This window comes from Lentzea sp. NPDC060358, assembly GCF_042725365.1.
Classification (GTDB): Bacteria; Actinomycetota; Actinomycetes; order Mycobacteriales; family Pseudonocardiaceae; genus Lentzea.
The window spans coordinates 39710-62950 of record NZ_JBHXCW010000017.1 but is presented as its reverse complement, the minus strand read 5'-3'; the positions used below and the strand labels follow the sequence as shown (position 1 = coordinate 62950).

At 73.0% G+C, this 23241-nt stretch carries 20 protein-coding genes; 10 read left to right on the top strand and 10 right to left on the bottom strand.

Going from position 1 to position 23241, the window contains the following annotated elements; all coding sequences use genetic code 11:
• Window positions 1–27: 27 nt before the first annotated feature.
• A complete protein-coding gene (locus ACFWGZ_RS06255; RefSeq protein ID WP_382450390.1) occupies window positions 28–1905 on the bottom strand; it encodes a S41 family peptidase in 1878 nt (625 codons plus the stop codon).
• A gap of 118 nt (window positions 1906–2023) precedes the next feature.
• On the opposite strand from ACFWGZ_RS06255, the gene ACFWGZ_RS06250 reads away from it, so the two are divergent.
• Window positions 2024–4417 carry a hypothetical protein gene (locus tag ACFWGZ_RS06250; RefSeq protein ID WP_382450389.1) on the top strand — a complete coding sequence of 798 codons (2394 nt, stop codon included), beginning with the start codon at window positions 2024–2026 and terminating at the stop codon, window positions 4415–4417.
• Between the two features lie 13 nt (window positions 4418–4430).
• A complete protein-coding gene (locus ACFWGZ_RS06245) occupies window positions 4431–5006 on the top strand; it encodes a superoxide dismutase family protein (RefSeq protein WP_382450388.1) in 576 nt (191 codons plus the stop codon).
• A 7-nt stretch (window positions 5007–5013) separates the two neighbouring features.
• Here the strand turns inward: ACFWGZ_RS06245 and ACFWGZ_RS06240 are convergent, their stop codons facing one another.
• Together ACFWGZ_RS06240 and ACFWGZ_RS06235 are read right to left on the bottom strand one after the other, a co-directional pair.
• A complete protein-coding gene (locus ACFWGZ_RS06240) occupies window positions 5014–6216 on the bottom strand; it encodes a glycoside hydrolase family 27 protein (protein ID WP_382450387.1) in 1203 nt (400 codons plus the stop codon).
• Between the two features lie 40 nt (window positions 6217–6256).
• Complete coding sequence (locus ACFWGZ_RS06235) at window positions 6257–7882, bottom strand: helix-turn-helix domain-containing protein (protein ID WP_382450386.1); 1626 nt, start codon at window positions 7880–7882, stop codon at window positions 6257–6259.
• Between the two features lie 142 nt (window positions 7883–8024).
• Between ACFWGZ_RS06235 and ACFWGZ_RS06230 the strand changes: the two genes are divergently transcribed.
• From ACFWGZ_RS06230 to ACFWGZ_RS06220, 3 genes are all read left to right on the top strand, one after another.
• Window positions 8025–10634, top strand: coding sequence for a type 2 lanthipeptide synthetase LanM family protein (locus tag ACFWGZ_RS06230; RefSeq protein ID WP_382450385.1), 2610 nt, complete (start codon window positions 8025–8027; stop codon window positions 10632–10634).
• On the top strand, window positions 10631–10819 hold the full coding sequence (locus ACFWGZ_RS06225; RefSeq protein ID WP_382450384.1) for a hypothetical protein: 189 nt from the start codon (window positions 10631–10633) through the stop codon (window positions 10817–10819). The genes ACFWGZ_RS06230 and ACFWGZ_RS06225 overlap by 4 nt, the downstream gene beginning before the upstream one ends.
• A 68-nt stretch (window positions 10820–10887) precedes the next feature.
• Window positions 10888–13764: an AAA family ATPase gene (locus tag ACFWGZ_RS06220; RefSeq protein WP_382450383.1), complete on the top strand. Its 2877-nt coding sequence runs from the start codon at window positions 10888–10890 to the stop codon at window positions 13762–13764.
• Here the strand turns inward: ACFWGZ_RS06220 and ACFWGZ_RS06215 are convergent.
• Complete coding sequence (locus ACFWGZ_RS06215; protein ID WP_382450382.1) at window positions 13713–14114, bottom strand: hypothetical protein; 402 nt, start codon at window positions 14112–14114, stop codon at window positions 13713–13715. The two genes, ACFWGZ_RS06220 and ACFWGZ_RS06215, sit on opposite strands and share 52 nt — an antisense overlap.
• 102 nt (window positions 14115–14216) lie before the next feature.
• Here ACFWGZ_RS06215 and ACFWGZ_RS06210 point away from each other — a divergent pair, with 102 nt between their 5' ends.
• Both ACFWGZ_RS06210 and ACFWGZ_RS06205 read left to right on the top strand, forming a co-directional pair.
• A complete protein-coding gene (locus ACFWGZ_RS06210; RefSeq protein WP_382450396.1) occupies window positions 14217–15194 on the top strand; it encodes a YbdK family carboxylate-amine ligase in 978 nt (325 codons plus the stop codon).
• On the top strand, window positions 15169–16191 hold the full coding sequence (locus tag ACFWGZ_RS06205; RefSeq protein WP_382450381.1) for an iron-containing redox enzyme family protein: 1023 nt from the start codon (window positions 15169–15171) through the stop codon (window positions 16189–16191). Before ACFWGZ_RS06210 ends, ACFWGZ_RS06205 begins: the two co-directional genes overlap by 26 nt.
• Here ACFWGZ_RS06205 and ACFWGZ_RS06200 read toward each other — a convergent pair.
• From ACFWGZ_RS06200 to ACFWGZ_RS06185, 4 genes are all read right to left on the bottom strand, one after another.
• Window positions 16113–16340 carry a CDGSH iron-sulfur domain-containing protein gene (locus ACFWGZ_RS06200; RefSeq protein WP_382450380.1) on the bottom strand — a complete coding sequence of 76 codons (228 nt, stop codon included), beginning with the start codon at window positions 16338–16340 and terminating at the stop codon, window positions 16113–16115. The genes ACFWGZ_RS06205 and ACFWGZ_RS06200 overlap by 79 nt on opposite strands.
• Entirely contained in the window at window positions 16282–16977 is a 696-nt protein-coding gene (locus ACFWGZ_RS06195) for a HemK2/MTQ2 family protein methyltransferase (protein WP_382450395.1), read from the bottom strand. Before ACFWGZ_RS06195 ends, ACFWGZ_RS06200 begins: the two co-directional genes overlap by 59 nt.
• A 90-nt stretch (window positions 16978–17067) precedes the next feature.
• The gene (locus ACFWGZ_RS06190; RefSeq protein WP_382450379.1) at window positions 17068–17544 is read right to left on the bottom strand and encodes a DUF1360 domain-containing protein; all 477 of its coding nucleotides are present in this window, start codon (window positions 17542–17544) and stop codon (window positions 17068–17070) included.
• The gene (locus ACFWGZ_RS06185; RefSeq protein WP_382450378.1) at window positions 17541–18335 is read right to left on the bottom strand and encodes an SDR family NAD(P)-dependent oxidoreductase; all 795 of its coding nucleotides are present in this window, start codon (window positions 18333–18335) and stop codon (window positions 17541–17543) included. Before ACFWGZ_RS06185 ends, ACFWGZ_RS06190 begins: the two co-directional genes overlap by 4 nt.
• Window positions 18336–18475: 140 nt before the next feature.
• On the opposite strand from ACFWGZ_RS06185, the gene ACFWGZ_RS06180 reads away from it, so the two are divergent.
• The 3 genes from ACFWGZ_RS06180 to ACFWGZ_RS06170 are packed head-to-tail and all read left to right on the top strand — an operon-like array spanning window position 18476 to window position 21509.
• Window positions 18476–19471, top strand: coding sequence for an efflux RND transporter periplasmic adaptor subunit (locus ACFWGZ_RS06180; RefSeq protein ID WP_382450377.1), 996 nt, complete (start codon window positions 18476–18478; stop codon window positions 19469–19471).
• Window positions 19471–20172, top strand: coding sequence for an ABC transporter ATP-binding protein (locus ACFWGZ_RS06175; RefSeq protein ID WP_382450376.1), 702 nt, complete (start codon window positions 19471–19473; stop codon window positions 20170–20172). Before ACFWGZ_RS06180 ends, ACFWGZ_RS06175 begins: the two co-directional genes overlap by 1 nt.
• Complete coding sequence (locus tag ACFWGZ_RS06170; protein ID WP_382450375.1) at window positions 20172–21509, top strand: ABC transporter permease; 1338 nt, start codon at window positions 20172–20174, stop codon at window positions 21507–21509. Before ACFWGZ_RS06175 ends, ACFWGZ_RS06170 begins: the two co-directional genes overlap by 1 nt.
• Window positions 21510–21599: 90 nt before the next feature.
• Here ACFWGZ_RS06170 and ACFWGZ_RS06165 read toward each other — a convergent pair whose 3' ends face one another.
• Both ACFWGZ_RS06165 and ACFWGZ_RS06160 read right to left on the bottom strand, forming a co-directional pair.
• Window positions 21600–22385, bottom strand: a complete 786-nt coding sequence (locus ACFWGZ_RS06165) for an aldo/keto reductase (RefSeq protein WP_382450394.1) — start codon at window positions 22383–22385, stop codon at window positions 21600–21602.
• Window positions 22386–22436: 51 nt separating this feature from the next.
• Window positions 22437–23201, bottom strand: a complete 765-nt coding sequence (locus ACFWGZ_RS06160; RefSeq protein WP_382450374.1) for an SDR family NAD(P)-dependent oxidoreductase — start codon at window positions 23199–23201, stop codon at window positions 22437–22439.
• Between the last annotated feature and the right edge of the window lie 40 nt (window positions 23202–23241).

The window sequence follows — 23241 nt, the reverse complement described above, 5'->3', positions numbered from 1 at the left end:
TGGTGCCACCGGAAGCGCCCGCTCTTCTCAGCTGGCGACCTTGCGCGCGGCCACCAGCCGTCCTCCCGCGAAGCCCTCGACGCGCACCTCGGCACCGGTCGTGGTCAACGTCGCGGTGTGCGCGCCGTCGGTCACGTCCAGCGAGGTGACGGGGCGGCCGTCGACGTAGACGTCCACCCGGTCGAGGTTCACGGTGTCCAGGGAGGCGGTCGTGCCCGCGACCGCCACGCCGAGCTCGCGCACCGGCTGCTCCGCGAGCAGCGCGCCGGCCCGGGCCAGCAGGTCCACGTTGCCCTGCAACAGGTCCGCGCGCGTCACCCGGTGCTGGTGCGTCGGCCGCACGCCCAGGTCCTCCACCGGTGTGCCGGCGAGCTTGCCCACGCGCAGCGTGCGGCGGATCGACACCCGCATGTTCGCCTTGCCGGGCAACGGTTCGTACGGCGACTCGGTGTCGCCGGGCGCCGGGATCTTCAGCAGCGTCATCAGGAGCCCGTGCGTCCACACGTTCGCGCCGCCCGCACCGGTGTTGTCGTCCACGCCGAGGATCGGGCCCAGCTCGTGGTCGGCCCAGCCCGCGGCGAAGATGTCGGTCGCGGAGTAGCAGCGCGCGTCGGTGACCAGCACGACCGGGCCGTGGTAGGTCTGGCCCACGGCGTTCGCGCCGTCGACGGGCGTGATGGTGTGCGAGCACGAGAACGCCTGGCCCGTCTCGGTCGACGAGTCGAGCGACGGGAACCACGGGCCGAGGTCGATCTGGCCGGTCGGGTCGTCGGCGTGGCGGCGGCAGATGCGCAGGTTCAGCGGTGTGCTGAGGAACTGCACGGGTTCCGGCTCGATGCGGCGCGGCGTCATGGTCTGCAGCAGGAACTCCGCGGCGAAGATGTGGCCGCCGCCGTTGTCGCGCACGTCGACGACGAGACCGTTCTGCGGCAGCAGGGCCGCGAGCCGGACGAACTCGGCGAGGAACGCCTCCGGGTCGTCGACGCTGAACGTGAAGATCCGCAGGTGCCCGAACGTGCCGGACGGCGTGGTGACCGGACGCGCGCGGAACACGCCGGGCATCGTCGTCGCGACGTCCTGCGTGCCCATCGCGACGGCACCGCCGGCGGCTTCGGCCTGCACGACATCGGGCGCGTGCAACAGTTTCTTGGCGCGGGCCTTCTCGTCGGAGTCGAGGTCGACGCCCTGCGCGGCCGCGGCGGGCGAGAGCGAGTCGACGTCGGTCATGGGCGGCAGGTTCTCCGCGACCTGCCAGTCGACCCGCACCTCCGCCGCGGCGCCGGACCCGGTGCGGTGGCTCACGACCACCCAGTCCTCGTCGGGCGGGAGCTGGATCACCAGCGGGCGCAGCGTGAGCGACTCGAGGCCGCGGGCGAGGTTCGCGGCGGTGTTGCTGCCCGCGAAGACCGCGCCGTTCAACGCGACCGCGCGCGCTATCGGCGTGCCGTTCCAGTGCGTCACCTCGGCGCCGACGGCGAGGCCGTCGAACCCGGCGACGGTGCGGGCGACGAGGTACTGCTCGGTGCCGTCGTCGGCGAAGCAGCGCTCGAGCTGGAACGGCAGGTAGGCGATCCTGCCCGCGAACGGCGCGGGCAGCAGGTAGTTGGTGTGCAGGTCGCGCACCGAGTGGAAGGTGCTCGACAGCTCGCGGTGGAACTGCCACTCGGGTTCGGCCGTGGCGTCGGTCTGCCGTTCGAGTCTGGCTCTGAGCACTCTGAGTCTCTGCACGGGGTTCACCGCGTGCATCGCGACCTTGAGAGGCAGGTGGGCGTAGTTCTGCTCCAGCAGGACCAGCGCCTGGTCGACGATGAGCTTGCGCTGCGCCAGGGTGAGCGTGCCGGCGGTGGCGAGGAACTCGGCGAGCCCGACGGAGTGCGCGAGGGCGGGGTGGGTAGGTGCGGTCATGATGGGGCCTCCTTGCCCAGTAGAGGCTTCCGAGCGCGGCTGGATACACCCCTTTCACCCGTTCGGCCGCTGAACCGGGCCGCTTTCCGGACGACAACTTCAGCAGAGGGAGGCCGCGATGAGTCCACGCGTGCTGGAACTGCGCATCCACGGGGTCAACAACACTCCCCCGACGGCGGTGCTGGCGCTCCCGGACCACGCCGTCGAGCAGTTCCGCGGCGACCGGTTCGGCAGCTTCTGGCGGCCGCGGCAGGACAAGCTCGCCGACCTCCCGCCGGAGCACGCCGGGCGGGTGCCGCAGGACGTGCGGCGCGAGGCGTACTCGTGGGGCGGAATGGCGCGCAGCAGCCCCGGTGTGCCCGGCAGCGGGGTGCCGTCGGTGCTCGCGAACGTGCTGGGGCGCATCGGCTGGGCGTTGTTGCTGCCGTTCGGTCTCGCGAACGTCGCGTACTGGTCGCGGACACTGCCGGACGACTCCGTTCCGGCGACGAGGCGGATGGTGTGGTGGAACGCCGGGCGCGGCGCGGCCTCGACCCGGTTGTTCGGGCTGGGGCTCACATTGCTGCTGGTGCTCGCGGTGTGCGAGGTGGCGATCGACGTCTACGCGGTCCAGTGCTCGTCGCCGGGCACCGCGTGCCGGCGGCTGCCGGAGTTCCTGGACCTGCTCGGCGACCCGCCGCAGCACGTGCGGGTGCTCGCCGCGTCCGCCGTGCCGGTGCTGCTGTTGCTGGGGCTGATGGCGCTGACCTCGTTGGCGCGCAGCAGGTACGAGATGACGACGATGCGGCGCTCCCCCGTGCGGCGGGCCGGGGTGGTGCTCAGCCGCGCGGCGATGTGGGAGGGCAACCCGCGGATCCGGCGGCTCACCCGGCTGCACCTCGCGGCGGGGTGCTGCGCGGTGGTGCTGGTGACGAGCGCGCAGCTGTGGCAGCACGCGGTCTTCCTGATGCTGACCGCGCTCGCGGGCGGGGTGCTGGCGGTGGTGGCGGGCCGGGTCGTGGTGACCGCGACGGACTGCCCGGACGTCCCGTCGACCGAGAAGGGCGGGCTGTGGTCGTGGCTGCTGATGATCGCCGCCGCGGTCGTGCTGGTGGCGCACGGGTTCGCGCTCTACGCGGTCGCTCCGGCGTTCAGCGGTCCGCTGTGGCTGACGGCGTGGGGGCCACCGGTGGTGGCAGTCGCGCTGCTCGGATCGGTGCTCGCGGCGTGGTCGTGGCGGCGCAACGACGCCAAAGGTCCGCTCGCGCTGCTCGTGGTGTTCGTGGCGTTCATGGTTGCCACGCACTGGTTTCCGCTCGCGTGGACGGGTGCGGCGGTGGCCGGCGGCGCGCTGGCGTGGCGGGCGCGGCCGCGGATCGGCGACCGGTGGCAGGCCTGGCACGGCGCGGGACCCGGTGTGCTGCTGGGGTTGTCGCTGGTCACCTCGGTGATGTCGTCGGCCGTGCTGGTGCTGACGTTCCGCGGGTGGGTCGGGACCGGGCTGGTGGCGCCGCCGTTCTACTCGTGGTTCGGCGCGGCGTTCGCCGTCGCGCTGGTTCCGCTGGCGGTGCTGGTGATCGCGCAGGCCGTGGTGCTGCTGGCGCGGCTGGCCGCTCCCGCGGTGCTCGACGACGAGGCTTCCGCGCTCGTGGTGCGGGCACGGCACGTCGTGGCGGTGACGCACCGGTCCGAGACCATCGCCGGAGTGCTGTCCACGTCCGGGGTTCTGGGTCTGGTGCTGACGTGCTACCTGACGTTCGCGGCGCCGTCGTGGTCGCAGTGGCCGGGCGTCACGTGGGTGGTGGGCAAGGGCGACTGGGTCACGGGACTCGCCGGCGTCGCGGTCGTCGGGTCGTTCGTCGGCGCCGGGATGCTGACCAACCGCCGCCCGCTGGGGCTGCTGTGGGACCTGATGTGCTTCCTGCCGCGCACCGCCCACCCGTTCGCGCCGCCGTGCTACGCCGAGCGCGCGGTGCCGGAGATCGCCGACCGCACGCGGGAGTTCCTGGACGAGTCGCCGTCGAACCGCGTGGTGCTGTCCGCGCACAGCCTGGGCGCCGTGCTGGCCGTGGCGGCCCTGTACGCGTTGCCCGCGGGCTATCTGGACCGGGTGCAGCTGCTGACCTACGGCGTGCAGCTGCGGCCGTACTTCGGGCGGATCTTCCCCGAGCTGCTCGGGCCCGCGGTGCTCGGCACACCGGAAGTCCGCGCGGGTGTGCTGTTCTCGTGCGACCCGTGGCGGCGCGATCCCGGCGCGGCGCAGGACCGCGGGCTCTCGGTGCTGCTGGGCGGGAGCTGGCTCAACCTGTGGCGCCGCACGGACTACCTCGGTTTCCCGGTGCACGGCTGGGCGCCGAACTCCGTCGACCGGCGCGCGGGCGAGACCGACGTGTCGCCGGAGAAGGTGGAGACCCACAGCGACTACCACCTCTGCGCGGCCTACCACGAGGCGTTCGCGGACCTCGTCGCGCTCCCCCTGCCCCGGTCACCCGATCGTGGCGGAGCGGGGAATGGGAACCTGGGGCCCAGTTGACCCAAGGAGAACCATGCGCACGACCGCAGCGGCCCTCGCGGGTGCCGCCCTGCTCACGCTGACCGCCTGCGCGGGCCCGGACCCGGCACCCGGCCCCGCGTCGTCCGCTCCCGCCGCCACGCCGGTGGCGGTGGTGGCTCCCGCGGCGTCCGGCGAGCAGCCGAAGGGCATCACCTACGACGAGAAGCGCATCCCGTTGGGCGCCAAGCTCTCCGCTTCGTCTGTCGTGAGTGGACAGACGAGGGTCGAGCTGGTGGTGTCCGGTCTGCTGCCGGACACGAAGTACGGCTCGCACGTGCACACCAAGCCGTGCGGCGCGAAGCCGGCCGACTCGGGTCCGCACTACCAGGACGCGAAGGACCCGGTGACGCCGAGCGTCGACCCGGAGTACGCCAACGCGCGGAACGAGATCTGGCTCGACTTCACCACCGACGCGCGGGGTTCCGCGTCCGCTGCGGCGACCGTGCCGTGGCAGTTCCGCCGTGGCGAGGCGAACTCCGTCGTGGTCCACGCCGCGCACACGAGCACCGAGCACGGCAAGGCGGGCACGGCGGGCGACCGGCTCGCGTGCCTGAGCACGACGTTCTGAGGCGGCCTCAGCGCCGGGGCCAGACCCGCAACGCCATCACGCCGTGCCCCGCCACGTCCCCGCCGAGCGGCCCGGACGTGGCGGGCTGCTCGCCGTTCCAGAGGTCGAGCACCCGGTAGGACCCGGCGTCCGGCAGGCCGGCCTCCGCGGTGGACGTGGTGACGGTCGTGTGGCCGGTGCCGCGGTTGAGCAGGGCGAGGGCGACCGAGCCGTCGGACATGCCCTTGGCCCACACCTCGGTGTCGCCGTCGTCGCGCAGCCGGCGGCCCTGGCCGTCGCCGAAGTCGCGCTGCACGTCGAGCAGGGCGCGGTTGAGCAGCGCCCCCGACGTGATCGGGTCCATCGCGGAGAGGTCGTTGCCCGCCATCAGCGGCGCGTTGAGCAGGCACCACATCGTCATGTGGAACTGCGTCTCGTCCTCGTCCAGGCCGTTGCCGACCTGCAGCATGTCCGGGTCGTTCCAGCCGCCGGGCCGCGCGTACCGCTCCAGCCCCGCCTGCTGGTCGAGGGTTCCGGTGATGTTCGGCCAGTCCGGCTTGATGTCCCTGGTGGTGCGCCACATCGTGCCGCCGGCGTCGTGGGCCCACTCCCACGGCCTCTCGTCGCCCCACTCGACGACCGAGAGGACGATCGGCCGCCCGGTCGCGCGCAGGGCCGCGCTCATCTTCGCGTAGCGGTCGCGGGCCGGCGCCCCGGCCGGGCGGTCGCCGTTCTCGGACTCGCAGTAGTCGTACTTCAGGAAGTCGACGCCCCACTCGGCGAACGTCCGCGCGTCCACCTCCTCGTGGTCGCGGGAGGCGGGCCGCCCCTCGCAGGTCTCCGCGCCGGCGGACGAGTAGAGGCCGAACTCCAGGCCCAGCCCGTGGACGTGGTCGCCCAGCGCCTTCATGCCGGACGGGAACGTCGCGGGATCGGCCTGGAGCCTGCCCTGCGCGTCGCGCTCGTGGGCCATCCAGCAGTCGTCGACCACCACGAAGCTGTACCCGGCGTCGCGCAGGCCCGACCCGGCCAGCGCGTCGGCCTGGCCGCGGATGAGCTGTTCGTCGATGTCGCAGCCGAACCGGTTCCAGCTGTTCCATCCCATCGGCGGTCCGGCGGCCTGCGCGGAGGCCGGTGCCGGCGGTCCGGGTTGCACAAACCAGGCGGTCGCGCCCAGCACCAGCACGAGCACGAGCACGGCCAGTGCGGGCCACCACCTGCGCGAGGTCATGGCTTCGATGGTCCCGCAGATCCGCGCGTGCCACCGATCGCTAGCAGGGCCAGGTCAGCGCCACGCCCCCGACGTAGTGCGGCTCCGCCACCGGTTCCGTCGCCGCCGCACGAACCAGGTTGAGCACCTCGTACCGCCCGCCGACGTTGCGCACCAGCCCGCGCACGCTCAGGTCGCGCACGTCCTCGTGACTCTCGCGGCCCTCGATGAGGTCGCGGAGCTTGCGCCGGCCGTCGTCGTCCAAAGTGGACAAAGAACGGCGCAGCGCGTCGCGCAGGTGGGCCGAGGTCGGATCCTTCGGGTTGGAGCGCAGGCGTTCCAGGAGGTGCTGCGGCGAGTAGACCATGAACCAGCCGGCGGCGAACTCGAGCGCCGACGGCAACCCGTCCAGCGCCTTGACGAGCCCGGTCAGCGCGGCCTGGTTCGCGGGCTCGGCCCGGAACCCGGGCCGCACCCGGTGCACGTGCGTGAGCAGCAACCGCACCGCCGCGTCGTCGGGCAGCGCGGCCAGCGGGAACACGTGCTCGCCGGCCAGCCCGGTCGGCGCCGGCGCGGTCACCACGACGCGCAGGCGCGGGTGGTCGGCCAGCAGGCGCGGGTCGGGGCACCGGTCGGTGACGAGGACGGTGTCCTGCTCGTCGTCGACGGCCGGGAGCGACGTGAGGTGCCAGAGGACGGACCAGCCGTGCCGGAAGTGGAGCTCGCCCGCGGCTTCGAGAGCGAGGCGGGTCTTGCCGACGCCGCTGACGCCGGTGATGGTGACGAGGCGCGGCGGTTCGGCGTTGGTGCGGGGGTGGTCCGGGGTCGGGTTGTGGGCCGGGTTGTGGGTGGAGTCGTGGGTCGGGTCGTGGGTCGGGTCGTCGACTGACCGCCAGCCTTCGGCCGGATAGGGCGCGTTGGCGAAACGCCGCCGCTCGTCAGCGGGGTGGGGCACGCCGCCAGAGCTGTACCACTCTTCGGCGGTGTGGCGCGCGGCGGAGGGCGTGTCGAGCGCATGACGCGCGTCGGCCGGGTAGCGCGCGTCGGGAACGTGGCGCGCGTCGGACGCAAAGCGCGCGTCAGGCACGCGGCGCGCGTCGGACGCAAAACGCGCGCCAGGCACATGGCCCGCGTTGGCCGAACCTCGCGCGTCGGACGAGGTGCGCGACTCGGCCGGGGTGCGCGCGTCGGACGCAAAAGGCGCGTCTAACAGGTGGCGAGCGTCGGTTGAGTTCCGCCCGTCGGCCGCATGGCGCGCGTCGGCCGCAAAACGCGCGTCAGGCACATGGCGCGCGTCGGCGGCGTCCCGCGCGTCGGGCGCGAAAAGCGCGTCGCGCGCGTCTCCGACCCCGCGCCGCTCCCCCGGCCCGAAACCCCCCACCAGCAGCGCCACCAGCGCCGCCGTCTCCGCCTCCCGCCCCACGATCGACGCGGCCGGCGCCGGGGGCGCCACCCCCGCCTTCGCCGCCGGGCGTCCTCCGGCCTGCGCCAGGTCGGCCCGGCTGGTGTCGTCCAGCCGGAGGCCGTCCGCGAGCAGGCGCACCGTCTCCGCCCTCGGCGTGCGGGTGCGGCCGCACTCCAGGTCGCGGATGGCCCGCACGCTCACCATCGCGAAGTCGGCCAGCTGTTGCTGGGTGAGACCCGCGTGGATGCGGTGCGTGCGCAGTAGTTCCCCGAACTCCCTCATGCCCGTCCCCTCCTCGGTTCCGAGTCTCAGGCCGCGGCGGTGTCGAAACATGGGTGGCGGTCCCCCATATTCACCTCCGCGCGCAAATCTGGGGGGAAGCTCCCCATGTGCGGGTGCGCGGGCGCGTGCCAGGTTCTCCTGCGTGACCTCAGCGGCCGACACCAGCACCGGCGAGAGCTGGAGAGCCGCGTTCGCGCACGCGTTGCGGCCGCTCGTGGACGCCGCGCGCACGGAGGTCGCGCCGCCGTTCGACGCGGAGTTCGCCGAGCAGCTCGGGCGGCGGCTCGTCGCGATCGCGGCGCGCACGCTCGTGCTGGAGCTGCACCGGGCGCGGCACGCGCTCGCCGGTGCCACCGGTGCCGAGCGGTTCACGGAGTTCACCCGCACGCTCGACCTCACCGGCCTCCTGCACCGCTACCCGGTGCTCGCGCGGCTGCTCGGGCAAGCGTGCGAGCAGGCCGTGTCCGCTCACCGCGAGCTGCGGGACCGGTACAGCTCCGACCGGCACCGGATCGTCGGCACGATCTTCGGCGGGCGGGACCCCGGTGCGCTCGTGTCGGTGGAGACCGGACTGGGCGACCCGCACCACCAGGGGCGCACGGTCGCGGTGCTGAGGTTCGACTCCGGCGCCAGGGTCGTCTACCGGCCGCGCCCGGTCGAGCTGCACGCGCGGTTCACCACCTACCTCGAGTGGTTTTCCACCCGAACGGGAATCAGCTTCCGCACGCCGTGCCTCCTCGCCGGGAACGGGTACGGGTGGCTGGAGCACGTCGAGCACGAACCGTGCGCGGACGTGGCGGACGTCGCGGAGTTCTACCGGCGGCTGGGGGCGCTGCTCGCGCTGCTCTACGCCCTCGACGGCACGGACATGCACTACGAGAACCTGATCGCGTGCGGCGACCAGCCGGTGCTCGTGGACGTCGAGACGCTGTTCCACCCCACCCTCGCGCCCGCCACCGACCCCGCGGCCCTCGCGCTGGTCAGGTCGGTGCACCGCACGGCGCTGCTCCCCCACGTGCTGCTCGGCGACAACGGGGTGGCGGACGTGTCCGGGGTCGGCGGTGACCACGGGGTGCCGTCGCCGCTGGACGTCGTCGACTGGGCCGACGCGGGCACGGACCGGATGCGCCTGGTCCGGCGCCCCCGGGAGTCGCCCGGCGCGGTGAACCGGCCGGTGCTGGCCGGGGTCACCGCCGAACCCGCCGACTACCAGGACTCGCTGCTGGCGGGGTTCCGCGCGGGCTACGACGCGATCGTCGCGCATCGGGACGAGCTGCTGCGGCTCGTGCGCAAGGCCGCGAACGACGAGGTGCGGTTCATCGCGCGTGCGACGCGGCAGTACGCGCGGCTGCTCGACGAGTCGACGCACCCGTCCGTCCTGGTCGACGCGCTGGACCGCGACCTCGCGTTCGGGGTGCTGGTGGTGGACGACCCGCTGCTCGACCGGCTGGTGCCGTTCGAGGTGTCCGACCTGTGGCGCGGGGACGTCCCGCTGTTCACGTGCCAGCCGGGGTCCGCCGACCTGTGGACCGCGTCCGGGCTCCGGCTGCCGGGGATGCTGCCGGAGCCCGGGCTGCACTCCGTCGAACGCAAGATCACGGCGATGAGCGAGGTCGACCGGCACGACCAGCAGTGGGTGGTCACGGCGCTGCTCGCGTCGCGGCCGCGGCCGGTGTCGCACCGCTCGGGCGCGGCGCTGCCCGGTCACGTCGCCGCGGTCGACCCCGACCCGGCCCGGCTGCTGGTCGCCGCGTGCGGGATCGCCGACCAGGTGCTCGCGCACGCCGTCACCGGCGAGGACCGGGTCAACTGGATCGGGCTGGAGCTAGTCGACGACCGGCACTGGACGGTGCAGCCGCTCGGCGCCGGGCTGTCCAACGGCTACACGGGTGTGGCGCTGTTCCTGGCCGAGCTGGGAGCGCTCACCGGTGCCGCCCGGTACGTCGACTTCGCCCGCGACGCGCTGCGGCCGCTGCCGGCGCTGCTGGAGGCGTTCGCGGCCGAACCGGCGCTGGCCGCGGCCGCGGGCGGCGGGCTGCACGGGCTGGGCGGCATCTGCCTGGGCCTCGCCCGGCTCACGCCGCTGCTCGACCTCGACCCCGCGCTGCTCGCGGCGGCCGTGTCGGTCATGCCCCGGGAGGACGCGGCGCTGGGCGTGGTGGACGGCGTCGCCGGGTCGCTGGCCGCGATGCTGGCCGTCGGAACGCCCGGGTCGCTCGCGCTGGCCGACCACTACGCGGCGGTCCTGCGCGGCGCGTCCGGCCAGGTCAACGGGTTCGCCCGCGGCCACGCCGGAATCGGGTGGGCGTTGCGGCGTTACGCGGCAACGGTTCGCGACGAGTTATCAGACGTGGCAGCGACGGCTTTCCTGGAGTGCGACGCGATCGACCCGACGGACATCGGCTGGTGCACCGGACTGGCCGGTGCCGCGCTGGCCCGCGGCGACGACCGCCTGGCGGGCCTGCTCGCCTCCAGGGAACCGTTGCGGGACATGAGCCTCTGCCACGGCGAACTGGGCGTGGTCGAGGCCCTGTCCGCGCACCACCCCGGCGCCGCCGCCCGTCGCACGGCGCTGGTGCTGGGCGCTCTCGACGAGCACGGCGCGCGCTGCGCCACACCGGGTGGCGTCGCGTCGCCCGGACTGCTCACGGGGCTGTCCGGTATCGGTGTCGGTCTCCTGCGACAGGGGTTCGCGGTGCCGTCGGTCCTGCAGCTCGACCCACCACACGAAACCAAGGAGTGCACCAGATGAACCAGTCCCCGCACCGCTCGGACGTCCAGCCGGAAGCGGCGCAGGACGCGCTCGGGGAGATGGAGCTCGCCCCGACGATCTTCGCGGGAGCGAGGGCGCGTGCTCTGATGGGCCTGACCCTGGCGGCGAGCGCGTTCGCCTCGATCACCCCGGCGCTGTCGGACACGACCGTCAGCGACAAGTAGGAACTTCCGCGTCGAATACGTCTGTGCAGCCGATACGGCGAGCGGACCGGGACCGTTAGGGTCCAGACATGCAGACCCGAGCGCCCCACGTGGTCGGCCGCGATCGAGAGGTCGCGGCCATCACGGGGACACTCGCCCAGGTCCGCGAATGCCGTGGCGGAGCCGTCTTCCTCACCGGGGAGGCCGGGATCGGCAAGTCCCGGCTCGCGCGCTACGCGGCCGGTCACGCCTACGACGAGGGCATGCGGGTCCTCAAGGGCCGCGGCACGACGATCGGGCCGATGGTGCCGTTCCGCCCGCTCGCGGAGGCCCTGCTGGGCCTGTTCCGCGGCGAGCCGCCGGACGACTCCGCGCTGGGGCCGTACAAACCCGTGCTGGGCACGCTGATCCCCGACTGGCACGACCACCGGTCCACCGCGGAGTCCGTCGTCGTGCTCGCGGAGGCGGTGCTGAGGCTGCTCGCCTCCGTCGCGCGCAAGACGCCGCTGCTGCTGGTGCTCGAGGACCTGCACGAGGCCGACGCCGAGACGCTCGCCGTCGTCGAGTACCTCGCGGACAACCTGGAGGACCAGCCGGTCCTGCTGCTCGCGACCATCCGCACCGAACCGGGCGGCGCGCTGGAGCTCGTGCGCCGCGTGGTGCAACGGGGTTCGGGCAGCCTGCTCGAACTGCACCGGCTGTCGCGCGACGAGGTCGACCGGATGACGGCCGCGTGCCTGGAGAGCGAGCAGGTCCCCGCGGAGCTGGCCGATCGGTTGTGGACGGACAGCGCGGGGAACCCGTTCGTCGTCGAGGAACTGCTGCACGGCATGGTGAGCAGCGGCCTGCTCGTGTCCGGCGCGCACGGCTGGCAGGTGCTCGGCGAGCTCAAGCTCCCGGTGCCGGCGGCGTTCGTGCGCAGCGTCGCGCACCGCACGGACCGGCTGGGGCCGCAGGGGCGCGAGGTGCTGTCGATCGCGGCGGTGCTGGGGCACCGGTTCCCGCTCTCGGTGGTGCAGAAGGTCACCGGCACGGACGACCGGCGGTTGCTGAGCCACCTGCACGCCGGCGTGGCGGCGCAGCTCGTGACGCCGGACGAGCCCACGCCCGACTGGTACGCGTTCCGGCACCCGCTGACCGCGGACGCGCTGCTCGCCCAGCTCACCCCCGCCGAACGCGCGGACCTGTCGGCGCGCACCGCGGACGCGGTCGAGGACCTGCACCCCGGGCTGCCGGGCGACTGGTGCCCGCTCGTCGCGAAGTTGCGGTTCGACGGCGGCACGCCGGTGCCGGCCGGCCGGCTGTTCGCGGAGGCGGGCAGGCGCGCGCTGGCCGGGGGCGCGGCGAAGTCGGCCGTCGCGCTGCTCGACCGGGCGCAGGAGCTGCTCGCGGACGAGGCCGCCGAACGCGCCGACGTCCTCGACACCCTGCTGCCGGCGCTGGCGGAGACGGGCGACTTCGAACGCGCCTTCTCCCTGGACCTCGCGGAACTGCACGGGCTCGACGACCGGGACCGCGCGAAGCTCCACACGCGACTGTCCAGGGTGGCCCACATCGCGGGCCGGTTCACCGAAGGCGTGGAACAGGTGCGCATCGCCCGCGCGCTGCTCGGCCCGGACGCGCCCGACGAGCTGAGCGCGCAGCTGGACGTCAACTCGGCCTACCTGGCGCTCAACATCCCGAGCGCGGACCGGATCGACTCGGCGGCGGGCCTCGCGCGGCAGGCGGCGCTGGCGGCGGACCGGGCCGGGTTGCCGGCGGTGGCGTGCGAGGCGTGGCAGCTGCTCGGGATCATCGCGCGCGAGCAGGACCTCGACGAGGCGAGCACGTGCTTCGGCCGGGCGCTCGCGCTCGCCGACACCCACCACATGCCGATCCAGCACGTCTACGCGCTGGTGCGCCTGGCGGGCAACGAATGGCTCGCCGACGGCACCACCGCCGCGCTGGACCGCACGCACGCCGAGGCGTACCAGGCGGGCGCGATCACGGTGGCGCACAACGTGGACGCGATCCTCGCACTGCAGTCGGTGCTCACCGGCAGGTACGCGCAGGCGGCCGAGCAGGTCGAGACGTGCCTGCAGGCCACCTCGCGGCTCAAGTTCCACGCGCTCACCCGGTACCTGCTGATGGTGCAGGCGACGCTGGCCGCGCACCGCGGCGACCGGGCGGGCACCGAGGCCGCCATCGGCCGGTTCGAGGCGGTGGCGAGGAGCGGCGCGCAGGAACATCCGCTCTGCTACGGCCTCGCGCGGGCGTTCTGCGCGCTGCTGGAGGAGGACCACGCGCAGGCCGCGCGGGAGATCGACCACGCGCTGGAGCTGGAGTCGCAGAACCCCACCACGTTCCACCTCTCCGGCACGCACGGCGCGCGGCTGCTGCTCGGCGTGCTCGACGGCCGCTTCGGCTGGGCCGACCACCGCGCGCTCACCGCGACCTCTCCCGCCCGGATGCGCTGGAACCGGCAGTTCGTCGAGCTGGCGCACGCCGTCCTGCTCGGCAGGGCCGGGCGCCGCGGGGAGGCCGTGGACGCGTTCCAGCGCGCCCAGCAGGCCGCGGAACCCTACCCGCTGGCCCGGCACCTCGGGCTGCGGCTCGTCGCGCCGGAGGCCGCGGGCTGGGGCGATCCGGTGGGCTGGCTGCGCACGGCCGAGGAGTACTTCCACCAGGCGGGGATCGCGCCGGTGGCGTCGGCGTGCCGCGGGCTGCTGCGGCAGGCGGGCGCGCCCGTGCAGCAGCGCCGCAGCGGCACGGAGCAGGTGCCGCGGCAGCTGCGCGGGCACGGCGTCACCGTCCGCGAGTTCGAGGTGTTCGTGCTGCTCGCCGACCGGATGGGCAACAAGGCGATCGGGACGCGCCTGCACATCTCGCCGCGCACGGTCGAGAAGCACGTCGCGTCGCTGATCGCGAAGACCGGTCAGCCGGACCGCGAGTCCCTGTCCGCGTACGCCGCCGCGCTGAGCCGCTGACGTTCGCGCTTGAGCCGCGCCTCGTGCTCGTGGCGGCGCCCGCCGCCCAGGGCGTTCCTGGCGTCGCGGGTCACCTCGCGGAAGACGTCGTAGTAGGTGTCGTCGTACTGCTCCACGACCTCGAACGTCCACCTGCCCGGCAGCACGTCGCGGCCCAGCAGGTCCCGCTGCACGCGGTCGGCGTGCTCGTGGTGGCCCGCCTCGCGCAGCGCCGAGATCGCGTCGTCGAGCAGGAAGTCCGCCGATCCGGTGAGCTGGTGGAACGCGTAGAGGTGCCCGCGCGCCTGCTCGACGGTCTCGAGCGCCTTGCCGAGCTTGCCGAGCGCCTCGGTGGTCTTGTCGTCGTCCATGCCGGACCGGGTACCCGCCCGGCGTTTGCCCCTACCTCCGCCGGGTAGCCGCTCCTCGACCGACGCCCACGACCGGACTTCGAGGAGCCGTGCTTGGCGAACGTGCCGCAGTGCGCCGACACCGTTGGCGTGGAAGAGGAGTTCCTGCTCGTCGACACCGCCTCCGGACGCACCTCGGTGCGGGCCGACGCGGTGCTCGCGCGCGTCCGGGACACGGAGCTGACCAAGTTCCACGCCGAGTTCGCGGGCACGCAGGTGGAGGCCGCGACGGGTCCGTGCACGTCGGTCGCCGCCCTCGGCGAGGCGTTGCGGCAGGCCCGGGCGACGCTCGCGGAGGCGGCCGCGGAAGCCGGGCTAGGCCTGATCTCGCGCGGCACACCGCCGAAACCGTCGAAACAGCCGATCGTGAGCCGGGAGAACCCGCGGTTCCGCCGGGTCCTCGACACCTACGCGGGCGTCGTCGAGCACTACGAGGCGAGCGGGTGCCACGTGCACGTGGGCGTGCCGGACCGCGAGACCGGCGTCCGCGTCCTCAACCACGCGCGCCCGTGGCTGCCCACGCTGCTCGCGCTCTCGGCCAACTCCGCGGACCACGGGTACGCGAGCTGGCGGATGGTCGAGCAGTCCCGCTTCCCCGGTTCCGGGGTGCCACCGGTGTTCTCGGGACCGGCCGACCACGACGCGCAGGTCGCGCGGATGGTCGCGTGCGGCACGCTCGTGGACGCCGCCCAGACGTTCTGGCTGATCCGGTTGTCCCCCAAGCTGCCGACCGTCGAGTTCCGCTGCGCCGACGCCGCCGAGACCGTCGACGACGCGGTGCTGCAGGCGGCCCTGAGCCGCGCCCTGGTGCACACGGCGTGCCGGGGCGACGAGTTGCCCCCGGTGCGCGACGACGTGTGCGCGGCGGCCGTCTGGGCGGCCTCCCGGTACGGCCTGGACGGCGCGGGCGTCGACCCGTGGCGCGAGTGCCGGGTGCCCGCGACGGACCTGCTCGAGCGCCTGGTGGACCACGTGACCCCGGCACTGGGGGAACGCGGCGAGCTCGCGCTGGTGCATGACCTCGTCGAACGGAGGGTATGACCCCGTGGTGAAGCTTCCCTCCCCGCGCGGCCCGTTGTCCGAGGCCGTGATCGACACGCTGAGCCGGGACCGCACCGGCCGGGCGCTCCGGTTCTCCGCCGCGGACCCCTTCGGCGAGGACCTGACGATCGCCCTGCACGTGATGTACGAGCTGCACTACGGCGGCTTCGACGGCGTGGACCCCGCCTGGGAGTGGGACACGGAGCTGCTGCGCCTGCGCGGCCGGGCCGAGCAGGCGTTCCTGGGCGCGCTGCGGTCGGGGGTGGACGGTGGCGACGACCTGGAGTCCGAACTGGACGCCCTGCTCGTCGAGCACGTCCCCGGCTCCGGCGTCTCGCACCACCTGCGCGACGACGGGACCTGGGACGAGATGCGCGAGTACTTCGCGCACCGGTCGGTCTACCACCACAAGGAGGCCGATCCCCACGCGTGGGTGATCCCGCGGTTGCGCGGCAGGGCCAAGGCGGCGCTGGTCGCGGTGGAGTTCGACGAGTTCGGCGGCGGCAGGGCCGACCGGATGCACCAGCGGCTCTACGCGGACCTGCTCGAGGGCGCCGGGATGTCGGCGGACTACCTGGCGTACCTGGACGACGTGCCCGCGCCCGCGATCGCCATCGTGAACATGATGTCGCTGTTCGGGCTGCACCGGTCGCTGCGGGGCGCGCTCGTCGGGCACTTCGCCGCTGCCGAGATCACGACGGGCCCGAGTGCGCACCGCATGGCGCAGGCGCTGGGCCGGCTCGGGGCCGACCCGCGCTGCGTCGAGTTCTTCACCGAGCACATCGAGGCCGATGCCGTGCACGAGCAGGTCATGCGGCGTGACGTCATCGGGTCGTTGCTGGAGCAGGAACCCTCGTTGCGGGCGGACGTCGTGTTCGGCGTCCAGGCGACCGAGCTGCTGGAGCAGCGGCTCGCGGATCACCTGCTGTCGTCGTGGCGGTCCGGTGAGTCGTCGCTGCGCACGCGCTTGCGGTGGCTGGTGTCGCAGAACGGGTAGCGCTTGCTGCGCCGGCAGGCGCACACCGCGACCACGAACCGGTCGCTGGTGTGCGTCCGGCCGTCGTCGGTGACGAGTTCCACCGGTCCCTCAACGAGCACCGGCCCGTTCGGCACCACCGTCACCCTGCGGGCGTTCTGGCCGGTCACCTCGGATCACCACCAGTTCCTCGTGTCGTTCGCCGGGCTCGATCAGGCCGTTGCGCTCCAGGTGGTCGATCCGGCCGCGCATGACCGGTCCGAACGGGATCCGGCGGCGCTGCACCACCGACGCCTTCAGCCCGCTGTCCCGCAGCTGCCGCAGCGTCGTGTCCACCCCGCACAGTGCCGAGTGGACCACCAGCAGCACCCCGCCGGGCACCAGGAGGTCGCGCACCCCGGCGCACAGCGGGTCGAGCAGCTGGCGGCCGTCCAGTCCCGCGTCCCACGCCCTGGCCGGACCCGTTGCGGCGCAAGCGCTTGCCGCGGGTACGTAGGGCGGGTTGGCGAGCACCAGGTCGAAGCGCTCGTCCGAGATCACGTCCAGGGCGTTGCCCAGCTTGACCTTGAGCGGCATCCGTTGCAGCACGGCGTTGACGCGGGCGGTCCACACGGCACGCCGGGACACGTCCACACCGGTCACCCGCGCGGCACCGGCCCGGATCGCCGCCATGGCAAGCGCTCCGGTGCCGGTGCCGATGTCCAGCACGCTCGCTCCCGCGGGGATCGCGGCCGCGTGCATCGCCTCCACGAGGAGACCGGTGTCTTCTTGGGGCGTGTAGACGCCTGGTGCTCTGAGCAGCCTCACCACGGTGGTATCCCCCGCCCGATCGCCTTGAAACAAGCGTTTTCCCGGCGTTTTCGCGGGTAAGCGAGGATGTACCGGCTCAGTGCGCCGTCACGACTTCAGCTTGTCGTACACCAGGTTCAGCGCGTCCGACGCGGCGACGGCGGTGAGCGCCGTCGACACCAGGCGCGTGAGCCGCGGCGCGAACACCAGGCCCGCGGTCAGCCCGCTCGCGATCCACACGCCCGCGCAGAACGGGCACGTGAGCAGCTCGCCGATCGCGTGCCGCGCCGGGTCGTCCTCGCGCGGGGACTCCTTGAGCTCCGCGTGTCCCGCCGGCGCCTCGTAGCGCGTGAACGGCGCCCTGAGCGGACTGGTCACCGCCTCCTTCGTGAGCAGCCGGCTGGCCTTGTGCGTCGCGACGGAGATGAGCACGGTGTCGCCGAACGAGAACCGCCGGGGCAGCCGGACGCCGGTGAGACGCCCGGCCGCCGCGACGGCACCGACCAGGGCCGCGTAGCCGCCGATGGCCAGGAGGTACCCGGGCAGCGGCCTGCCCTGTCCGTACGCCTGCCTGATCCGCGTCACGAGTCGGCCGAGCCCGGCTCGGTCATCGAGCGCATCATTCTCGCCTTGACGGGGTCGGGCGCGACCTTGCCGGCGACGGCCTGGACCTTGTTCCGCAGCGAGCCCGCCACCACGTGGTCGTCGCCCCTCATCAACGCCTCGACGCCCTGCCGCGCGACCTCGGCCGGGTCGTCCTTGTCGCCCGTCGCCACCTTGGTGTCCTGCATCCCGGCGCGGTCGAAGAACTCCGTGTCGGTCGGGCCGGGCATCAGCGTGGTGACGGAGACGCCGGTGTCGCGCAGCTCCTCGCGCAGGCCCTGGGCGAACGAGGCCAGGAACGCCTTGGAGGCCGCGTAGACCGAGTGGAACGGGCCGGGCGCGGTGGCGGCGACGGAGGAGGTGAAGAGGACCCTGCCCTTCCCCCGGTCCACCATGCCGCCGAGCAGGCGGTGCGTCAGAAGCACGGCCGAACGGACGTTCAGGTCGACGATCTCGAGGTTGTCGCCGAGCGAGGTGTCGCGCACGAAGTCGCCGCCGACGCCCACGCCCGCGTTGACCGCGAGCACGTCCACCGGCCTGCCCGCGGCGCGCAGGCGGCTGACCACGGACTCGACGCCCTCGTGAGTGGTCAGGTCGGCCCGCAGCGGTTCGACCCGCACTCCCCCGCACCGCAACGCGATCTGGGCGGCGGTGTCCTCGATCCGCTCGTCCTCCGCCACGACGACGAGGTCGAACCCGTTGTCACCGAGGACTTTCGCGAGTTCGCAGCCTATCCCACTGGACGCACCGGTCACGACGGCAAGCGCATTCACAGGTGTTCTCCTTCCGGTCGGCGACCGAGTACCCGTGGCCACGCGGTCGATGCGGGATCGGCCGAAAGTCCGATGCAACCTCGACGGCACATCAGGTGTCCTTATCGGTAGGTTGGCCGAATCGACATGGGGGACATTTCGTGCGCAAAATTCTTCTGGCGCCGTTCTGCGCGCTGGTCGCGGTGGGCGTGGCTGCGTGCAGCCCGTCGGGCCAGGACCAGGCCAACCCGGGACTGGCGCCGCGCGGCACGACGATGACCAAGGTCAAGCCCACCAAGCAGGACCTGACCACCAAGCTCAGCATCGCGGGCAAGGTCGAGATGAACCCGACGTTCGGGCTCGTCGCGCCGGTGGCGGGGCAGGTGCGGTACTTCGACCTCCAGACGCCGAACGGCACGCCCACCAAGCCCACCAGGGTCGCGACGGTGTGGAAGGACGGCGCCCCGAACTACGTGGAGGCCCCCGCCGGTTCGACGTTCGGCGGACGACTGGTCGACGACAAGGCCACGGTGACGGCGGGCATGCCGATCGCGTCCGCCAAGCACGTGGGGTACGCGCTGGTCGCCGACATCGACGGCACGCAGGCCTACAAGATCAGCGGCGCGCTCACCGACGTGACGGCGCAGATCAAGAACGGGCCCGGCCCGTTCCCGTGCACCGTGCTCGGCACGATCGCCGCGCTGCCGCAGGGCACCGTCCCGGAGAAGCCGCCGGTCACGCAGGACACGAAGACCGAGGGCACGGGCGCGCCGCAGGCACCTAAGACGCCGAAGGACGAGGGTCAGCCGCAGACGCCGAGCGCGTCCACCGGCCTGCGGATCGTGTGCACCGCCCCCGGTGACGTGCAGATGATCAACGGCGCCACCGCGTCGATCGAGGTGACCACCGGCAAGGCCGCGCAGGCGCTGGTCGTGCCGGTCGAGGCCGTGGCGGGCCAGCAGGGCAAGGGCAAGGTCGACGTGCTGCAGCCGGACGGCTCCCGCCGCACCACCGACGTGGTGCTGGGTCTCACCGACGGCAAGGTCGTCGAGGTCAAGTCGGGTCTCACCGGCGACGAGGAGCTGGCCGTCCCCGGCCCGAACCTGCCGGAACCGCAGCAGGGCGGCGGCGACCAGCCGAAGCCGGCGGGGTCGTGATGACGACTGCGCCCCAGGTCACCGCGGCGGCTCCGCTGCTGCAGCTCAACGGCATCACGAAGGTGCTGAAGGGACAGGAGGAACCGCGCACGATCCTGTCCGGTGTGGACCTGACCGTCCACGCGGGGCAGAGCGTCGCGATCCTCGGCCGGTCCGGCTCCGGCAAGTCGACGCTGCTGTCGCTGCTCGGCCTGTTCGACCGCGCCGACGAGGGCCAGTACTTCCTGCACGGCAACGACATCACGAAGCTCCCCGAACGCAGGGCGGCCGCGTTGCGCAGCGCCGAGTTCGGGTTCGTGTTCCAGCGCTTCTTCCTGCTCAAGCACCTCACCGCGGCGCAGAACGTGGCGATGGCGCTGGTCAACGGCCAGGGCTGGTCCGCGCGCCGCAAGCGCAGGCAGCAGGTGATGGACGCGCTGGAGCAGGTCGGCATCGCGCACCTCGCGAAGTCCAAGCCCAGCAGGCTCTCCGGCGGTGAGCAGCAGCGCGTCGCGATCGCCCGCGCCCTCGTCCGCCGGCCGCGGGTGATCCTCGCCGACGAGCCGACCGGCGCGCTCGACACCGAGACGGGCAACCTCGTCGTCGAGGTGCTGCTCGACACGACCAGGCGGGGCTGCGGCCTCGTGCTGGTCACCCACGACCACGACCACGCGCGCAAGATGGGCCGCGTGCTGGAGCTGCGCGACGGGCGGTTCAACTGATGTTCTCCGGCAAGTTCCGGTCCGCCCTCGTGATCGGCGGGCAGGGCATCCGCGCCCGGAAGCTGCGCACGTTCCTGTCGATGGTGTCGCTGTTCCTCGGCGTGCTCGCGATCGTGGCGGTGCAGGCGGGTTCCGAGATCGCCGAACGCGCGATGCTCACCGACGTCGAGCTGCAGTCGGGCAAGGACGGCACGGTGAGGGGCTACATCCCCGGTGAGAAGGGCGCGGCGGGGATCGTCGAGAGCACCCTGAAGGGCCGTTCGGACGCGATCGCCGCGGTCAGCTCGCAGGCGATCATCGGCGAACCGGGCGTGCGCCCGATCAACGAGGGCGGCTCGCCGTTCAAGTACGCCAACCGCGGCGGCGACTACTACGGCGGCCCGATGGTGTACTGCGACCGGTACGGCCGCTGCGAGGAGGAGAAGCCGCAGGAGAAGAAGCCCGACGGCCAGGCCATCGAGGTCAGCATGGTCGCGCTGACCGGCGACATCATCCCGTTCAAGCCGTACCGGCCGGTCTCCGGCAGCTGGCTCGAGTTCGCGACCGCGCCGGCGCTCGCCCCCAGGATCGTGCTGAACAAGGAGGCCGCGACCGGCCTGACCCAGTACCAGATCCCCGGCGAGATGATGATCGAGGGAGCGACGCACCACGTGACGCCGCAGATCATCGGCGTGGTGGACGACGGCAGCTCCCAGCCGCGCGTGTTCATGCGCCTCGACGAGCTGCGCACGTGGATGCCGGCGGCGGCCGAGTCGAGCAGCGAGGGCCTGAGCCGGCTGCGCGGCGGCCCCACCCAGCTCGAGGTCTACCTCCAGCCCGGCTCGCAGGACCTGCAGCGGCTGCTGCAGGCGAAGCTGACCGGCGCCGGGCTGACGCGGGAGCAGGTCCACTTCGAGCCGGTCAACTCCAAGGAGCGCATGGAGTCCCAGCTGCGGATCATGCGGCTGATCTTCCTCGGCATGGCGTTCCTGGTGCTGCTGATCGGCGTCGCGGGCATCCTGAACGTGGGCCTCGCGACCGTCGGCGAACGGGTCGAGGAGTTCGCGCTGCGCCGCGCGGTGGGCATGTCCCGCATGCTGCTCGCGGGCATCGTGCTCGCCGAGACCCTGCTGACCGGCCTGCTGACGGCGGCCCTCGCCATCGGCACGGGAGCGGTGGGCCTGCGGGTGGCGCTGGCGATGTTCGGCGACCGCTTCCCGTCGTTGCAGGGCACGGCCTTCCCGTGGGAGGCGGGCGTCGCGGGTGTGATCGCCGGTCTCGTCGCCGGTGTGCTCGGCGGGTTGATCCCGGCCGTGCGGGCGGCCCGGATCCCGATCGCGACCGTGATGCGGGCCTGACAGACGTGCGAGCCCGTGTCCTTCGGGCTCGTTGCCGGCGAAGCCCCGGGCCGCGGGAGAGGCGGGCCGGGGCTTCGTGCTGTCAGCGGCTCAGTTGAGCTCGTCCGGGTTCGGGCCGATGCGCCCGCCCCGGTCCAGAGTGGACAGAGCGGCGATCTCCTCCCCCGACAGCTCGAAGTCGGTCACCGCGATGTTCTCCCGGATCCGCGCCGGCGTCACCGACTTCGGGATCACCACGTTGCCGATCTGCAGGTGCCAGCGCAGCACGACCTGCGCGGCGGAGCGGCCGTGGCGCGAGGCGATCTCCGCCACCACCGGGTCCGACAGCAGCTCGCCGCCCTGGCCGAGCGGCGACCACGCCTCGGTCTGGATGCCGTGCTCGGCGTGGAACGCGCGCAGCTCGGCCTGCTGGAAGTACGGGTGCAGCTCGATCTGGTTGACCGCGGGCACGACGCCGGTCTCGTCGGCCAGGCGGCGCAGGTGGGCGGGCTGGAAGTTGGAGACGCCGATCGCGCGGACGCGGCCCTCCTTCTGCAGCTCGACGAACGCCTTCCAGGTGTCGACGTAGTCGTCGCGGGCCGGGGTCGGCCAGTGGATCAGGTACAGGTCGAGCACGTCGAGGCCGAGCTTGTCCAGCGAGGCGTCGAACGCGCGGAGCGTGTTGTCGTAGCCGTGGTCGTCGTTCCACAGCTTGGTGGTGACGAAGACGTCGGCACGGTCCACATCGGACTGCGCGATCGCCGCACCGGTGCCGCGTTCGTTGCCGTAGGCGGCCGCGGTGTCGATGCTGCGGTAGCCCGCCTTGAGCGCCTCCGCGACGGCGGGGGTGGCCTCCGCGTCGGGCACCTGCCAGACGCCGAAGCCGAGCTGGGGCATGGTGACGCCGTTGTTGAGCTTGACGTTGTTCAAGACGAAATCCTCACTCGATCAGGGGATGAGCGTCGGAGCGGTGCCGCCGTCGACGCGCAACGCGGCTCCGGTCGTCGCGGACGACAGGTCCGACGCGACGTAGGTGATGAGGTTCGCGACCTCGTGCGGGCGGATCAGCCGGCCCAGCAGCAGGGTCGGGCGTTCGGTGCGGACGAACTCCGCCTCGCCGCCCTCGCCCACGCGGTCGCGGATGAACTCCTCAACACCGGGCGTGAGCGTCGGGCCGGGCAGCACCGAGTTCACCGTCACGCCCGTGCCCTTGACCTCCTGGGCCATGCCGCGGGAGATCGCGAGCTGCGCGGTCTTCGTCATGCCGTAGTGGACCATCTCGGTGGGCGTGAAGACGGACGACTCGCTGCTCACGAAGATCACCCGGCCCCAGCCGCGCTCGACCATGCGGGGCGTGTAGTGCCGGGCCAGGCGGACACCGGACATGACGTTGGTGTCGAAGAACCGCTGCCACTCGGCGTCGTCGATCTCGAACACCGGCCGCGCGCCGTAGATGCCCAGGTTGTTGACCAGCACGTCGACGTCGGGCACCTGCGCGACCAGGTCGGCCGCGCCCTCCGCGGTCGCGAGGTCGGTCGCGACGCCGCGCACGTCGCCGTGGGTGCCGAGCTTGCCGACCGCCTCGGCCACGCGCTCCTCGGCGCGGCCGGTGACGACCACGGAGGCACCCGCCTTGAGCAGGCCCTCGGCGGTCGCGAAGCCGATGCCCGCGGTCGAGCCCGTCACGAGGGCCGTGCGTCCCGACAGATCCATGTCTCTCCCCGGTAGACTTGCTGAAGACGATTACAAGCGT

Coding starts and splice junctions, on each gene's coding strand:
- ACFWGZ_RS06255 (WP_382450390.1), bottom strand. CDS start 1,905: ATGACCGCACCTACCCACCCCGCCCTCGCGCACTCCGTCGGGCTCGCC.
- ACFWGZ_RS06250 (WP_382450389.1), top strand. CDS start 2,024: ATGAGTCCACGCGTGCTGGAACTGCGCATCCACGGGGTCAACAACACT.
- ACFWGZ_RS06245 (WP_382450388.1), top strand. CDS start 4,431: ATGCGCACGACCGCAGCGGCCCTCGCGGGTGCCGCCCTGCTCACGCTG.
- ACFWGZ_RS06240 (WP_382450387.1), bottom strand. CDS start 6,216: ATGACCTCGCGCAGGTGGTGGCCCGCACTGGCCGTGCTCGTGCTCGTG.
- ACFWGZ_RS06235 (WP_382450386.1), bottom strand. CDS start 7,882: ATGAGGGAGTTCGGGGAACTACTGCGCACGCACCGCATCCACGCGGGT.
- ACFWGZ_RS06225 (WP_382450384.1), top strand. CDS start 10,631: ATGAACCAGTCCCCGCACCGCTCGGACGTCCAGCCGGAAGCGGCGCAG.
- ACFWGZ_RS06220 (WP_382450383.1), top strand. CDS start 10,888: ATGCAGACCCGAGCGCCCCACGTGGTCGGCCGCGATCGAGAGGTCGCG.
- ACFWGZ_RS06215 (WP_382450382.1), bottom strand. CDS start 14,114: ATGGACGACGACAAGACCACCGAGGCGCTCGGCAAGCTCGGCAAGGCG.
- ACFWGZ_RS06205 (WP_382450381.1), top strand. CDS start 15,169: ATGACCTCGTCGAACGGAGGGTATGACCCCGTGGTGAAGCTTCCCTCC.
- ACFWGZ_RS06175 (WP_382450376.1), top strand. CDS start 19,471: ATGACGACTGCGCCCCAGGTCACCGCGGCGGCTCCGCTGCTGCAGCTC.
- ACFWGZ_RS06170 (WP_382450375.1), top strand. CDS start 20,172: ATGTTCTCCGGCAAGTTCCGGTCCGCCCTCGTGATCGGCGGGCAGGGC.
- ACFWGZ_RS06165 (WP_382450394.1), bottom strand. CDS start 22,385: ATGCCCCAGCTCGGCTTCGGCGTCTGGCAGGTGCCCGACGCGGAGGCC.
- ACFWGZ_RS06160 (WP_382450374.1), bottom strand. CDS start 23,201: ATGGATCTGTCGGGACGCACGGCCCTCGTGACGGGCTCGACCGCGGGC.